Source organism: Silvibacterium sp., assembly GCF_047605705.1.
In the GTDB taxonomy this organism is placed as follows: Bacteria; Acidobacteriota; Terriglobia; order Terriglobales; family Acidobacteriaceae; genus Silvibacterium.
In genome coordinates, this window is sequence record NZ_JASGFD010000057.1 from 16,632 (window position 1) to 31,406 (window position 14,775).

The 14,775-nt window shown below is 56.9% G+C and carries 13 protein-coding genes and 1 tRNA gene; 3 read left to right on the forward strand and 11 right to left on the reverse strand.

Annotation, left to right across the window (positions count from 1 at the left end; all coding sequences use genetic code 11):
- Window positions 1-19: 19 nt before the first annotated feature.
- From QM649_RS16945 to QM649_RS16955, 3 genes are all read right to left on the reverse strand, one after another.
- A complete protein-coding gene (locus QM649_RS16945; RefSeq protein WP_415200249.1) occupies window positions 20-1,585 on the reverse strand; it encodes a type I restriction-modification system subunit M in 1,566 nt (521 codons plus the stop codon).
- Window positions 1,582-1,857 carry a helix-turn-helix domain-containing protein gene (locus QM649_RS16950; protein ID WP_415200261.1) on the reverse strand — a complete coding sequence of 92 codons (276 nt, stop codon included), beginning with the start codon at window positions 1,855-1,857 and terminating at the stop codon, window positions 1,582-1,584. The genes QM649_RS16945 and QM649_RS16950 overlap by 4 nt, the downstream gene beginning before the upstream one ends.
- A gap of 104 nt (window positions 1,858-1,961) precedes the next feature.
- Window positions 1,962-2,417 carry a hypothetical protein gene (locus tag QM649_RS16955; RefSeq protein ID WP_415200250.1) on the reverse strand — a complete coding sequence of 152 codons (456 nt, stop codon included), beginning with the start codon at window positions 2,415-2,417 and terminating at the stop codon, window positions 1,962-1,964.
- Window positions 2,418-2,670: 253 nt separating this feature from the next.
- On the opposite strand from QM649_RS16955, the gene QM649_RS16960 reads away from it, so the two are divergent.
- Window positions 2,671-3,324 carry a hypothetical protein gene (locus QM649_RS16960; protein ID WP_415200251.1) on the forward strand — a complete coding sequence of 218 codons (654 nt, stop codon included), beginning with the start codon at window positions 2,671-2,673 and terminating at the stop codon, window positions 3,322-3,324.
- Between the two features lie 78 nt (window positions 3,325-3,402).
- Here QM649_RS16960 and QM649_RS16965 read toward each other — a convergent pair whose 3' ends face one another.
- The 6 genes from QM649_RS16965 to QM649_RS16990 all read right to left on the reverse strand — a co-directional run bounded on the left by QM649_RS16965 (window position 3,403) and on the right by QM649_RS16990 (window position 8,814).
- Window positions 3,403-3,657, reverse strand: coding sequence for a hypothetical protein (locus tag QM649_RS16965; RefSeq protein ID WP_415200252.1), 255 nt, complete (start codon window positions 3,655-3,657; stop codon window positions 3,403-3,405).
- A 479-nt stretch (window positions 3,658-4,136) separates the two neighbouring features.
- Window positions 4,137-5,540, reverse strand: a complete 1,404-nt coding sequence (gene trbL, locus QM649_RS16970; protein ID WP_415200253.1) for a P-type conjugative transfer protein TrbL — start codon at window positions 5,538-5,540, stop codon at window positions 4,137-4,139.
- A 9-nt stretch (window positions 5,541-5,549) separates the two neighbouring features.
- On the reverse strand, window positions 5,550-5,876 hold the full coding sequence (locus tag QM649_RS16975) for a hypothetical protein (protein WP_415200254.1): 327 nt from the start codon (window positions 5,874-5,876) through the stop codon (window positions 5,550-5,552).
- Between the two features lie 32 nt (window positions 5,877-5,908).
- On the reverse strand, window positions 5,909-6,613 hold the full coding sequence (trbJ, locus tag QM649_RS16980) for a P-type conjugative transfer protein TrbJ (protein ID WP_415200255.1): 705 nt from the start codon (window positions 6,611-6,613) through the stop codon (window positions 5,909-5,911).
- An 88-nt stretch (window positions 6,614-6,701) separates the two neighbouring features.
- Window positions 6,702-8,030: a hypothetical protein gene (locus tag QM649_RS16985; RefSeq protein WP_415200256.1), complete on the reverse strand. Its 1,329-nt coding sequence runs from the start codon at window positions 8,028-8,030 to the stop codon at window positions 6,702-6,704.
- Window positions 8,011-8,814, reverse strand: coding sequence for a ParA family protein (locus tag QM649_RS16990; protein ID WP_415200257.1), 804 nt, complete (start codon window positions 8,812-8,814; stop codon window positions 8,011-8,013). Before QM649_RS16990 ends, QM649_RS16985 begins: the two co-directional genes overlap by 20 nt.
- Window positions 8,815-9,425: 611 nt before the next feature.
- On the opposite strand from QM649_RS16990, the gene QM649_RS16995 reads away from it, so the two are divergent.
- Window positions 9,426-10,187 carry a hypothetical protein gene (locus QM649_RS16995; protein ID WP_415200258.1) on the forward strand — a complete coding sequence of 254 codons (762 nt, stop codon included), beginning with the start codon at window positions 9,426-9,428 and terminating at the stop codon, window positions 10,185-10,187.
- A 120-nt stretch (window positions 10,188-10,307) separates the two neighbouring features.
- Here the strand turns inward: QM649_RS16995 and QM649_RS17000 are convergent, their stop codons facing one another.
- Together QM649_RS17000 and QM649_RS17005 are read right to left on the reverse strand one after the other, a co-directional pair.
- On the reverse strand, window positions 10,308-11,390 hold the full coding sequence (locus QM649_RS17000; RefSeq protein ID WP_415200259.1) for a site-specific integrase: 1,083 nt from the start codon (window positions 11,388-11,390) through the stop codon (window positions 10,308-10,310).
- Window positions 11,391-11,463: 73 nt separating this feature from the next.
- A tRNA-Ile gene (locus QM649_RS17005) sits at window positions 11,464-11,540 on the reverse strand.
- A 652-nt stretch (window positions 11,541-12,192) separates the two neighbouring features.
- On the opposite strand from QM649_RS17005, the gene QM649_RS17010 reads away from it, so the two are divergent.
- The coding region (locus tag QM649_RS17010) for a carboxypeptidase regulatory-like domain-containing protein (RefSeq protein WP_415200260.1) at window positions 12,193-14,775 on the forward strand (2,583 nt) is incomplete at its 3' end.

Here is a 14,775-nt window from a genome sequence, read left to right on the forward strand (position 1 = left end):
TCGATTTGCCGTGAAGGCCTTATATGCCATAGCCCAGCACCCCCAACTTCTGCCGAATCACGGCGTCCAGCTCCGAGCCGCGAGCCATCTGCTCGGCAAGCTGCGCGGTCAGGCGTTCCATCTTGTCGGCGAAGGCCTCGGCATCATCCTCAACATCTTCCGCGCCGACGTAGCGGCCCGGCGTGAGCACGTAGCCGTGCTCCTGAATCTCCGCGAGCTTTACGCCACGGCAGAAGCCGGGCACATCCTCGTAGGCTCCATCGAACTCACCATCCTGCCTCCAGCGATGGACAGCGGAGGCGATCTTCTCGATGTCTGTCTCGTCGAAGACGCGATGGACGCGGTTCTCCAGGCGGCCGAGCTTGCGGGCATCGACAAATAGGAACTCGCCCTGCCGGTTGCGTCCGTGCGCGGTTTTGTCGCGGGTGAGGAACCAGAGGCACGCGGGAATCTGCGTGTTGAAGAAGAGCTGCGGCGGCAGAGCGACCATACACTCCACCACATCGGCTTCGATCATGCGGCGGCGAATCTCGCCCTCGCCGCTCTGGTTTGAGGACATGGAACCGTTGGCGAGCACCACGCCCGCCTGCCCGGTCGGCTTCAGGTGCCAGAGGATATGCTGCAACCACGCATAGTTGGCATTGCCAGCGGGCGGCTGGCCGTACTGCCAGCGCTTGTCGCCTTCGAGGCTGGCGTTCCACCAGTCGGAGATGTTGAACGGCGGATTGGCGAGGACGTAGTCGGCCTTGAGGTCCGGGTGCTGATCGCGGGTGAAGCTGTCGGCAGGCTCCTTGCCGAGGTCGAAGCCGATGCCACGGATGGCGAGGTTCATGGCGATCAGCCGCCAGGTGGTCGGGTTCGACTCCTGCCCGTAGATGGCGATGTCGTCGGTGCGGCCACCGTGCGACTCGACGAACTTCTCCGATTGCACGAACATGCCGCCCGACCCGGCGCAGGGATCGTAGACACGGCCTTTGTGCGGCGAGAGCACAGCAACGAGCGTGCGCACGACGGATGCGGGCGTATAGAACTGCCCGCCCTTCTTGCCTTCGGCCGAGGCGAACTGGCCGAGGAAGTATTCGTAAACCTCGCCGAGCACATCCTTGGCATGGTCGCCGTCCTCGAAGCCGATCTTCGAGACAAGATCAACGAGCGAGCCGAGGCGGGCAGGCTCGATTTGAGTGCGGGCGAAACGCTTGTCGAGCAGATTCTTCAGGCGCGGGTTTTCGTCCTCGATGGCGACGAGCGCGTCGTCGATGAGCTGGCCGATGTTCGCCTGCTTGGCCTGATTGCGGAGGCTCTCCCAGCGCGCCTGCTGCGGCACCCAGAAGACATTCGCCGAGGCGTAGTAGTCACGGTCCTCCAGCGCTGCTTCCTGGTCGGCCGGATCGTCACTGAAGTAGAGTTCCGACTCCGGGTTCGCGAGCTGCTCGGCAACCTGCTTGCGGCGCTCTTCAAAGGCATCAGAGACATACTTCAGAAAGATCAGTCCGAGGACGAGGTGCTTGTACTCGGCGGCGTCCATCTGCGCGCGCAGTTTGTCGGCGGTCTCCCAGAGTGTTTTCTTGAGTTCCTGGCTGGTCATTTGGGGGAATTCTTTGTCTTTCTGCTCTTGGCTGGCTGGCGAAGATCTGCGAGGGGAGTGGGCGACCCTAGCTGGCCGACGGTGAGCTGCATTCCAAGCGAATCCAGAATGCGTGCAAGACGCGAGAAGCTGATGTCCGTCGCTCTGCCGTTCTCCAGCGCGTCTAACGTGGCGCGACTGACGCCTGCGCGCTCCGCGAGGTCAATCTGCCGCAGGGCCGCGCCTCGGCGTGCCGCTGCGACCTGATGGCCAACGCTCGCAAGATTTTCCATGCCTATAATATTAGGCACCGAAACTCCTCATGGGAAGAGGTGAGCTTCACTCCACCTCTCTTCGGCAGCGTTCCTGGCTAGCTCTGCTGTCGGCTGTCCCGGCTTCAAGGCAGATCGATCTTCGAAGCGTCCTGATCTTCATAAGTCATCATCTGTGCAGCCTGTTCTAACAAGCGCTGGTATCGCTGCTTTGCGGTTCCCCTCGTATGCCGTTTTGTCTGCTCGTCAAGTTCAGGTGAATTCACCAAGAAGTACCGAACGAACGCGTGAAGGAAGGCATTCTGTGTTGCGTAGTTCAGCCGAAGGACTCGAAGCTCATCCTCCAGTCTGCGATCAAAATTCTCAATTGTGCGCGCGACCTTTTCTTCAAGAGACAGCAGGCCATCATCGCGTCCAGTGCGGTTTTGATCTATGAGGGCGTTGAGGTAGCTGGATTTAGTGGGGAAGCGACCGAGTTTGACCTGTCTCTCAACATGGCTTGCATTGGGCGACTTGATGAGGAACTCGAAACGCGAAGTGCTCTTGCCAACCGATTTTCGAGGCATAATGCTGCGGAGCATAACATACGGAACACATACGGTACCAGGGCGAAATAAGCTACGTAGATTTAAAGTATCTAAACCACGGTATATCCGGAAGATATACCACGACAGATCCGTAAATTACGGAGGTCTCTTTTATGTTCCTCTAAGGCCCCTTTTCGTACCTATGGCCGATACAAACCAATGTCATTTGTTATGTCGGAGTGACGTTCACGTTATGATCGCGTTACGCGCAAGGAAATGTCACGTTTGAGTTATACGGACATTATGAATGCGTTATATCCGCGTTACGTATGGCATTTGGAACGAAATGCGGGTTGCTGGATGCATGCCGGGCATGGATTCGGAGCCGAAAGATTTCAGGCTGACATCAGGAGCAATCGACTGGGTACCTGAATTGCTTCAGGCTGGTACACGCATCCAGCCGTATCCGATGGTCGTAAGGCCGTGGATCTTCCGGCTTCAAATGGGCCAGTCACTAGAATTAATCGCGGCTGCTGGCCATATCTGCTTATTCAAGTACAGCGGGGTTCGTAAGGTTGCCCTCTGCGTCGATGAGGCCGCGACGCTGAAGCTCGGCTGTCTCTTCGCGGACAGCAATCATGTTATGAGCAATGCGGTCCGTGTCTTCCTGATGACGCGCAAGGAAGGCGGCGCGGCGAGCCGGGGGGAGAGCGCTGATATCAACGTCTTCGCCGCCGATGTTTACAGTGTTCGCGATAGGTGTGACTGCTGGCATCGCTTATTCCTTCCCTGTAATACGTTTGCTCTAGTCTATGAAAAATGCGATTCATTCACGTTCGCGACCCTGAACCGAGCTGTCGCTATATTTTGTCGAGAGCGCAGAAAGCCGTCCGTCAAGCTGGGCTTTGTCAATACGGTCAAGCAGGGCCTAGAACATGGAAGAGAAGGCTGCGGCGGCTGAGTAAATCGATGCCTGGTCCTGACGTTGAACATGTGGACTTGCCAGTGCCGAGGGGCCAAGCACGAGATAGAAACGTGGCTACTCGGCTATGAACGAACTACCGTTCCTCGGGCTCGGTGCTACCAAGCTCCGGGGCGCGATGAGCTGGAAGCTGCTATCCATGAGACCAGCCCGAACCATTTTTTCGTGCTGATCGCGCACGGACTGCATACCCTCTGCAGCGGCGCGGTGGAAGAGTGCGCGTTCGGTGTCGAACTCAGCGCGTTCGCTAGGCGAGAGCTGATCGAGGTCCGCAATATCGTCGATGGCGTAGTGTGGCGAAATGATTGCCATATGGGCACCTCCTTCAATCTCGGTCTACTCCTATTTTACTAGCGATGAGAGGGCCGGCCCCTTATTCCCGCTGTTTCAGCCGCCTTGTGTACCGTTCGGGACACGCGGTCATGAACATGGTTCCCTGCTTGGTCAGCTGGATGATGGTTGTTCACGTTGATGATCTGCAGATGAATCACTGGAGCCATCCGGGCGGATAGTCAGCGCAAACGTTTCGAGGGGGAACAACCGAAGTCCCCAGGCTGCTTTCGCAGCCTGGGGACGCCTATCGGCAGCGGTTTTATTTCCTGCGACCGAACCGATAGGTGGTCCTATTGTTAATCGTCCTGCTGATGAAGTAGGGCAAGACACCCGGAGTGAGCGGAATCCCACCGGACCTTACTCCATCGATTTTCAGTGTAACCTTGCTGGTTAAGGTCTGCAGACCCTTAGGCACAGTTCTAGTGATCCCGCGACCTATTCCTAGTACATTCCCGTTTTCACTCCTGGCCGTGACTCATCTCGGGAGGCAGGCCTTGCATGCCGCCACCTGTAGGTGGCAGCGCCTTAAGCGCTTTACTGATGCTCGAAAACACACTTCCTGCTTTGCCAGCGTCCGGTGGTAAAACGCTGTGCGAATGGCTATCAGAGGTCGAAGCATTCAAGCTCACTGTATCCGGAGGATACGGCGTCTGTACGTTCTCAGCGGCGCCCAAGCCAATGCCTGAAGCAGCCGCGGAGACCGAACCGAGATCTGAACCCTTCTGGGCGGTTGCCTGCGACACCTGAGCAACCGCCGCTGCTCCGGAAACGCCAGCGCTTGCCCCAACGGTGCTCGCGGCGGTTGCGAGTGACGAGATCGCGTTTGTCGCAGCGGAGAGAGCTTCGACAACATCCCCGCCAGACATGCTCAGGCTTCCTGATGCGACGTTCCCTGCTATTTTCGGAATCGTCCAGCAAAGCAGCGCAAAGATTCCGATGGAGGCGACTAAACCGAACTCCGACTGAACGCCACTCCATAACGAGCCAGGTGTGCCTCCGCTGAAGATATCCGGTGTTTTCGCGATAGCATCTGCTACCGCCTGCCAACGTGGAATGAGAGTCGATCCCATGCCGATCACCAGCTCAAGCACCATGATCCGTACACCTGCGGACACGACCATGCCCAGATATTTCTGTGTGTAGGGCACGGTCCAGCGCGAGCCGCCAAAGCCGAGAAAGAGATAGCCCGCACCTACGGTGACATACGCCTCCACCATTGCCATGACAAGGTGGAGTGAGACCATGATGAAAGCGAACACGATCAGGAGCGCACCGATCGCGAGAATCAACGAGGGTGCAAAGTTTCCGATCCCGCCAACCAGTAGGCCGATAGGGCTTGTATTCGTATTGTTGGCTACAGACGCGGCCCCGTGAAGCATTCTTCCTGCAAGCTCCACGCCATCTCCCATTATTCCAGAGGCGCTTAAACCTGATACTGGCCGTCCACCGGCTGTAGAGCCAGCATTGATGAAGAAGTTCACGATGTCCGTCGTCCATGCCTGACCGTTTTGCATGAGGGTCGCAAAGAAACCAATCGTAAGAATCTTCTTGATGAGCCCAGCGAGCCAGGGCTGCAACTCGTTATGGTGAAGAACAAGCGAGATGCACGTCCAGGCAAAATCTATCCCAGCCAGAGCCCAGAAGAGCGTATCTGTGAGCTGCTTGATTGCCGTCACCCAGTTCAGTGACGCATTGAAGTAGCCGTTGAGCAGGTCCGATGGACCTGCTGACCCAAATTGCCCAGTTGGGTCGCCGGGGTCAGTCGGCAACCCCGTTTGTGCCTGGACGAGCGAGGAACAACCAAGAATCACGACAGCCAAAAGGAAAAACCGAAATAGCCTGCGATCTCTCTGTTCGCGCATTTATGCACCTCAATACGGCTTGTAAAGGTTGGTAGGCATCGTGAACATGACGCGAGCATCAGCAGCGCACACGGCACCTTCTGTCGTGTGCAGCCAGTTCGCAGGAGCCCGTTGGCCAGCGATCTTGCAGGGCGCGGCAATCTGTTTGGCCGTCGTCTCGTGCGAATTCAGCCAGGCTTCGATTGAGCCTTGGTCAAGGCCGCTGAGAGAGCCTGCGCCTGCAGCCTCCACTGTGCGGACGATTTGCGAATCTTGATCGTGTGACCTGCTTGTGCAGCCGCTGAAAGCAACAAAGCAAAGCCCGATCAGAGCGGCGAGTAACGGCCGTTGCTGCATGGAGAACCTCCTTTGAACAGTTTTGGATCGGGTTAGTACGGCTTGTAGAGCTGAGTGCCTTGGAAAAAACCAAGTGCTCGGTTTTGCTCATCGGTCTGCGCAATCTGCTGCGCCTGGAACGAGGCCTTGGACTGCATGTCGGCCATCATCAGTTCTCGGAGCTGGAGAAGTTGATTCACTTCCTCGGCTGCGATCTCATTACCGACCTGAATCGCTTGATTCTGACCTTGCGCCGTTTGAGAGTCCGATTGCAGCTTCGCAATTAGCGCCGCCTGACTCGTTACCTGCTCGTTCTGATAGCCAGCCGCATCGAGCATCTTCTGCGTGTTTGCCATCGAAGTCTGCGACCACTGAGCATAGCGCGACGCATAGGAGGTCGCAGGTTCATATCCCAATGAAGCGAAGCGAGCTGTGAACTGCGAGTCGTAGTTCGCCATCGCATAAGACAAGGCATTGCCACCCTGCACCACTCCCTGAATTCCGGTGAGCTGCGACTGCACCTGGGAGAACGATTGCGCGGACAGGAGCTGGCCTTGCTTAATCTCGTTCTCCCACTGCTGGAGCTGGGTCTGGTATTGCTGCGCCGCCTGCGTGAGCTGTTCGGCCAGCGTGACTTCCTGGACAAGCTGCTCCGGCAAGGTCGCTTCCAACAGTCCACCGGCCCGAGCCGGAGGAACCGTGGTGGACGTGAGCAGGAGAACGATTACAGCGGGGGCAATGACTTTGGGCATCGGCATCGATTTTCCTTTCTTCGCTTTTGTTGGTTCTGTTGATTGCTTCCAGTAGTCATACGTTCGGCCACTACGAGATAAAGTCGGATCGCAGCTACAGGTCTTCGGGCGCGCGAGATGGGGGCTCATATTCGCGTAGTCGCATCAACTCTCGTTCGGCCCTGACCCGATCAGCTTCCGAACTCCTGGTGTCTTTCAAAACTTCCTGAAGCTTGCTGCGCTCCCCGTCGAGATATCTCTGGATCTCCGCATCCTGCCGCTGTCTCTCAAGCTCACGGAGTTGCTCGTACTCCTTTTCCAATGCCCACTGTGCGCGCAACTCATTAGCGCCCGCGCCAGAGAAGCATTGAGGAACAGCTCTTATGAGAAGGGCGAGTGGATTCCAAATAGATCGGTCTCGAAGGATTGCTGGAGCTTTCAGATGCACGACCTTCACGACCTCTTCAGGCGTGACATCCGCACATACTTTGCGGCAGTCCCGATAGATGTGTAGTGCAGCCTTCTCGTCCGCGACGACGTACTTCGCCAACGCGCCGAGAATCTCGTCAGCCTGGGGTTTCCTCGTCGTCGTTCCTTCTATCTCTTCCTCATACTTCCTTAAAAGGGGGGACGTTTTGTCCCCCGTCCCAGGGGACGGTATGTCCACCGTTACGGTGGATGTTTTGCCCTCCGTCTCGGGGGGCGATATGTCCACGGTGGACGTTATGTAGTCCTGTTTTATACCAGTGGCTGATATGAGCGCGGCGGCCTCAGCGGCGTTAACAAATCTCACACCTTTGTCTTTCACCACGTCGATAAGTCCCGCGTTCTTCCTCCGGCGAAGTATTTCTTTGAATGAATAGAGACGATAAGTGCGACCGATCCGAAGGTTGCTATTCTCGGCAATCAAAATCTCTACAGCCAGTTTCTTGATTAGGCTTTTGAGGTTTCTCTTCGCAGCTTTATTGCTCATGGCGGCTCTTTGCCCCATGCGGTCCCAGCCAATCGTCACAAGCCTGCTGTTCTCGGTTTCTTCATTTGCGACCCGCCAAAGCGCGAGATATAGCTGGTGCTCCCCATGAGAGTGGCCTTGCTCAACCCGCACGCACCGATGGATTTTGTATGGTCGACTCTTGACCTTTTCGGGGGGAGCTTTTGCATCAAGCAAAGGCTCAGCCTCATATATACGGTCAGCAATCAAAACATCCACGGTGGACGTTATGCTTGCAGCAGCGTCAGCGTTAGGAGAAAGCGATGAGGCAACGGGGGACGTTTTGCGCTCCGGAGAAAAGCTCTTATTCTTGTCATGTAAGAGCGTTGACCGTATCTCTTGAATGTCAATCAGCGTGCCAAGCGGCTTCAGGAACGAAAATGCTCCATGCGTGTTCGGAGCGTTTTCCAGTGCTTCCCAGTCAATGACCTCATCACGACGCTGTCTTTTCATCGATTCTGACGACCTCCGCTGGCGTGAATTGCTCCTGAAGTCTGTCAGCTACTGCTTCGTAATCTTCGTATGCCTTCGATCTTGGATCGTAGTCAGCGACAAACTGCTTATGACGGGCTGCCTTCACGATTGATTGATCAGTTCTGATCGAAGGAAAGAGCGGTACCTTTCGCTTCTTCGAGATGTCTGTCAGGGTATTCAGAACGACATCAGTAATTGCGAGACGGCGGTCCACCTTCACTGGGAGTAATCCAGCTACCCGAACATTGACGCCGCTCGAAAGCATGCCGTTGAGCATGTCGCCTGCTTGAATGCTGGCGGTAGCACCCTGCACGCTAAGAATGTCCATGTCTACGGGGATCAATACTCGCTGCGTGTAGACCATCGCGCACGTTTGAAAAAGGCTGATCGATGGGGCCACGTCAATGAGGATGACGTCATAGTTCTTCTCGTACTCGCCCAAGGTGTGTTTGAATACAAACTCACGAAAGGGCAGGTTCATGGTGATGGTTTCCGCCTCGGTGGTGAAGCGGTTGCCGCAGATGATGTCCAAATTAGCTCGAGGCGAAGTCAAGCACTCGCGAAATGCGACGCGCCGAATCAAAAGGTCATGAAGGAATGCAGTTGGCTTCAGACCTAAGAGTGCAGCAATAGAGCCTTGAGGGTCGGCATCGACCAAAAGGACTCGCTTCCCGCGCTTCGCGAAGATATCGGCCAGGATGACGCTTGAGGTGGTTTTTGAAACGCCGCCCCGCTGGTTGGAGACAGTTAATCCGAACATCATCTCAGCTCCTTCTCAGCCAGGATTGCAGCGACCTCAGCCGTTCGGAAGTACACCCTGCGTCCTAGCCGCAGACGAGTTGAGTTGATGCGCGCAACCCAAGGATTCGCGCCACGAAGGCTAACGCGAAGCCCCTCCGGGCTTCGATTCAAAAGCACTGCAAGATCTGTGATGGTGAGCAGAACCCCGTGGCTCTTAATGAGACTCTCTTCAATTGTCATTGCGCAGCTCCATCGAAAACTCGGATAATCGACATGAAGCGAGCGTAAGGGAGGCATTACCAAGTGGACCCTGTTGCCGTTGACAAAAAGGTTGACACTTCTTCAGAGAACGGCGAAGGTCCTCTCCTTATGGAGTGCGCACAGCGCTGCCACCCTACTGTTGTGGCAGCCATAGAAACGCTTGGGCGGGAATGTAGAGACCCTCTAAGCCTGCGCCCTAGAGATCTATATGCGTTGATGGAAGCAACCTTAGACACTGCCCTTTTGAGTTTTCGTTCCGACCTTGTATCTCATGGCTATCGGAAAAGACGCGGCTCGTATCCGAGCTTTGCGCGATATCTGGAGAGATATGGTCGTTATGCGATCGAATCGAAAATCATTCGAATGAGTCGCTTGCTCAGCAAGAAGGCTGAGCTCTTCAGTCGCTTCCGGGCGAATTTGTACATTGGGCCGATGGATGAGCAGATAAGATCTGCAGCTGAGGCCAGGCTGCAGACGCCACTTCTTGATGAAGCGCGAGCGACTTTGGAAACTCTTAGGAGGTTTGCCTATAAGGTGGATGCGGTCGAGAGTAAGACTGTTCGGCTAGGACAAAAAGGCGAGCAGGTCACAGTTAAGAAGGGCTGGCAACCGAAATGCAGGTACTGCAATAGGCCGACTGAAATGCAAGATGCCTACTGCAGAGGTGGTGACGCTATCCAGCTTTCAAAGGCTAACCGTGTCAATAACAGCAGAATATTTTGCTCTGCGCACCGTCCATCTGCGAATCCCAAAGAATACGCCTCGAAGCGGCGGCATAGTGGTTCAGCCAAAAGAGAATTGAATGAGCTTGAGTGGGCTAGTGTGCGAAAAGGCCTCAGGGAAACAGGCGCCGATCAGGCGATGCTCTATGACTTCCGCAGGCGCATAGTTGATGCACTGGACCTTTATCTCTTTGACAATGAACTCCATGTAGAGGCCGACAGGCTCGTTGACCTCGAGATGGACGATAAGAAAAAGTTAATGGTGATGATGCTCTGCGAGGGTTGCTCCTACAGTGAAATAGGAAAACGGTTCGGCAAGAGTAGACAAGCTGCATGGCGGGATGTCCAGAAGCTGCCAGCCCCCTACTGCTTTCACCTCCATCCTTATGTTGCGGAACGCAAATCGACTTAGGCCTCTGAGCGCGGTGGCAACTCAGGGCACCTGCGGCCTGAGCCTTGTCATGCAGACTTCACGCATAAATGGTCGATCAAGCCGCCCTATAGCTCTTGAAGGGTGCACTGAAATCTCGATCTAGTTGGGCCCTCGCTGGAGAGCATCCAGTTTGCCCACAAGGTCCTCCGCTCTCAGATGTGTATATCGCTTCAACATCTGCATGGACTTATGTCCGCTGATTGCGGAGACTTCCTGATCGGAAAAGCCCGCTTCTACGAAGCGGCTGACCGCTTCATGGCGCAGATCGTGAAAGCGAACATCTGCCATGCCCTGCTCTCGCTTAATGTTCAGCCAAACCGGGTTGAACTGATACGGGCTGCGTTTGCCGTCGCGTCCTGGCTCTCCGTAGAAGATGAGGTCTGTGTCGCTCGGCCGCACTGGATGATGCAGAGCCTCATGGAAGAGGGCAGCGGCCGTTGAGGTGAGAGGCACCGTGCGAGGTGAAGTGTTCTTCGTCTCCAGCAGTCTCACGATTCTGCGCTTTACATCGACCTGCATGCGGCGAAGAGTGACGATCTCTGACGAGCGCATGCCAGTCTCAAGTGCGATGCGGACGATCCAGCGGAGCATCGGGTTTGAGTGCTGATCGACGGCGGCCAGCAGCCGCTTCTCTTCATCCGGGCTGAGTCTGCGGTTCCGGCCCGGGCCTGGAGCTGGCCTACGGATGTTCATCACCGGATTCGAGGGCAGTCCGATGCCCCACTCCTTGATCGCAATATTGAACAGATGACCGAGCAGAGCGAGGTCGATGCGGACGGTATCGTTCGCACGCGGAACAGGCTTGCCTTTTGCATTCTTGCGGTCTTCCCCAGCGAGGCGAGTGTCGCGGAACTTTGCGATGATCTCTGGCGTGAGCGCGGACAGGGAATACTTGCCGAGGTGCTCGATGAGAACCTTCGCGCGGCCATGATCTGAGATCTGCGTGCTGGGGCGCTTTGTCGGCGTCACTTCGGCGAGGTAGCGTTCGAGCGCCTTCGCTACGGTGAGGCGATCCGCTGGCGCGCGCTGGATGTACGCGCCGCGCACCATGTCGTCTTCTGTGCGGCGAGCCCAGTCTTCAGCATCGCGCTTCGTGCGAAAGGTCTTCGATGTCGTCGGCCATCCGGTCTTGCGGATGATGGCTTTCCATTTGCCGAGATCGGTCTTTACGAGGGTCGCCAAGCGTACCTCCGGTGTGTACCGCGAGAGCGGCACTGTACCTCAAGTGTACCTTGGAGCGATTTTTAGGAAGGAGTGGTGGGCCCACCAGGACTTGAACCTGGAACCAAAGCATTATGAGTGCTCTGCTCTAACCAATTGAGCTATAGGCCCTTACGTCGATTTCGATGCTTAACTTCGAGGTCGAATCCTACCTCGATTGTACCCCAGTCCGTTGGTGCAGTTGCTGATTATGAGTCCGCTGCTCTAACCGATTGAGCTATAGGCCCGGGGTGGTGCTCGGGGTTTGCCTATGCCGATTGTAACCGTCCGGAGCCGGTGCGGGGGAGTCCGCTTTGAGTCGTGGCAGGGCGAAACCCCCATCTCCGATCCGAAAATATCAGGGTCTCATTGGCCCATTCATGCGTATGCACGGAACAGTCAGCTCTATATGTAACTGTATCTGTGGCGAATATCTGGCCACCTGAAGGACACGAGGGCCGCGTGTGGCAGGGCCGGCCACTCACTGACCGCGCAGGCTCTTTGGGCCGCCGCAGAAAAATCCTCTTGAAATCTGCGATCGCATCCATCACACTCGGAGGAATTCAAAGGCCGTTCATCGTTTCAAGCCTGTCATCAGCGTAAGTTAGTCAGTGGTACGCCGGATGATTCCTGCGGCTTTTGACGTATGGCTTCCGCAGGAAGCCCCTGGGATACGCACCGCGCCCACGCAGCGCCCATCCCGGACTGGTGTGCCGAAGAGCCGAGCTACATAACAGAAACAATCGGCCTGTCTCGAGCAGGTTTTTCTTACGGAGATCCAGTCATGCAGATTCCCGTCCTCGCATTAGGACGCGTCCGCGCTTTCCTACTCCTTTTCTGCTGTATGTTGCTGGCGATTCCAGCCAGTTTCGCCCAGTCCACCCAGGGCGTCATCCTGGGTACCGTGAAGGACGGCTCGGGAGCCGTCGTGCCCGGCGCCTCGGTTGTTGTCACCTCGATCGATGCCGGCATCACCCGCAAGACGACCACGTCGGCGGACGGCAACTACCAGTTCCTGCAACTCACCGCCGGCAACTATAAGGTGGAAATCTCGGCCGCGGGTTTCGAGACGCAGCTCATCGACAACCTGGTCCTCAGCGCCCGCCAGGAGCTCCGCGCCGACGCCGCCCTCAAGATTGGCGCAGTCAGCCAGGAGGTCGCGGTGAACGCCGCTGCCGCCGGCGCCATCGAGACGGAAACGCCGTCCATCTCCGCCAGCTACAGCGCGGTCGATGTGCAGAATCTTCCGGCGAACTATCGTGCCAACCAGAACGGCACCAGCCCGCTGAACCTGATCCAGACGCTGCCCGGCGTGCAGGCCGATACTGCAGCTGTGGGTTCCACCAGCCCGCCGGCCTTCTCCATCCAGGGCGGCCTGCCGTCGCAGTCCGATGTCACCGTCGACGGCATCACTACGCAGAACACCACCAGCAACTCGCCCATTCAGAACGCCTTCCCGTCGGGCGAATCCATCTCGGAAATGCGTGTGGACGGCGTGCTGAACAATGCCGAATTCGGCCAGCCCGGCGAGGTCACCTCGGTCTCGAAGAGCGGCACGAATCAGCTCCATGGTTCGGGCTTCTGGTACTTCCAGAACTCTGGTTTCGACTCGACGCCTTTCGGTGACACCTCAAAGCCCAAGCTGGTCGGCAACGATTTCGGTGGCACCGCCGGTGGCCCGGTCGTGATCCCGCACCTCTATAACGGACACAACCGCACCTTCTTCTTTGCGACCTACGAAGGTTTCCGTCGCCCCGGCACCGAGGGCTACCAGGCCAGCGTGCCGACCGCGGCCATGAAGCAGGGTGATTTCGCCGGTGTTACCGGCATTCAAACCCTCTACGATCCGTTCACCGGCACGCCGTACCAGAACTACACCGTCAGCTCCATCAACAGCGTCGCCAGCAAGTTCCTGCAGTTCTTCCCCGACCCGAACGTCGGCAGCACCACGACCTACACGCCGGGCGCGATCAACTACATCACGAACAAGAACACCACGCTGACCTCGAACCAGTTCGACGTACGCGGCGACCAGTACTTCGGCCAGAAAGCGCTGGTTTACGGGCGCTTTACCTGGAAGAACACGAATACCGCCGATCCCGAACCGCTGCTCGTGCAGTCTGGTTCGGATATCGATCAGGAGCGCATCCTCGTTGTCGCCGGCAACTATAACTTCACGCCGCGCCTCATCAACGAATTCCGTTTCGGCTTCACACTCGATACCTCGGGTACTTCGAACTCCTTCGATGGCCAGAGCTTCGCGCAGTCTTCTGGTCTTGAGGGACTGCAGAACCTCTTCTTCAACGGCGTTTCGGAGATGGACTTCAACTACCTGACGTCCCTCAATGCCGATCGTCTTGCCTCCTCGACCAAGTCGCGCACCTTCCAGTACCTCGATGGCCTCAGCTGGTCGAAGGGTACGCACGACATGAAGTTCGGCTTCGACATCCGCCACATCGAGGCAGTTACGCCGCTCAGCTTCTTCGGTGCGGATAACTATGGCACCTTCGAATTCAACACCGGCACCAACTTCACCGGCCTCGGTGTCACGCAGGGCCAGGAGTTCGCCGACTTCCTGATCGGTACGCCGCAGGGCACTGCGTACGATGCGGTAACGGCGGACAACGACGGCATCACGATGCACTACAACTTCTACGCGCAGGATCAGTGGAAGGTGACGCAGCGTCTTACCCTCAGTTACGGTCTTCGTTACGAGTACCACCCCGGCTATCACGATCCTTCCGGCAACATCGGCAACTTCGATCCGAGCGTGCCGCTTTCGGGTGAAGCTGTTTATCCCGATGGCGCCGAGGCTAACCTCAACGCGGGATTCCTTGAGAGCTTCAACTCCTGCGGCATCGGCCAGTCGACCGGCGTTGCTGCGGAGAACGGCGCGCCTTGCACCCCGGTGCTCGATAACTCGCAGGCCGGTCTGCCTTCGAGCCTGAAGAAGGTGCCGACCCTGCGCTTTATGCCGCGCTTCGGCTTCGCCTTCCGTCCCTTTAACGATGACCGCACCGTCGTTCGCGGCGGCTATGGCATGTACAACATCACCATGCTGGGCGCGGTCTTCTACTCGCTCACCGGCACCCTGCAGGCTGCTACCAGCGAATACGCCAACAGCGAAACGGCCACTGGTCCGGCGTACTCCTGGCCGACTATCTATGCCGGCCAAGGCACCAGTTCCGCTGCCGGCAACTACGGCACTGCCTACTTCGGTACGGCGAACGACATCAACTGGAAAGACCCCTACTCGCAGCAGTATTCGCTCTCGGTCGATCACGAGTTCAACGGTGGCTACGGCCTGCGTCTCTCCTACATCGGCATGGAGACGCACCACCTTGTCTGGGCTCCGAACCTGAACGAT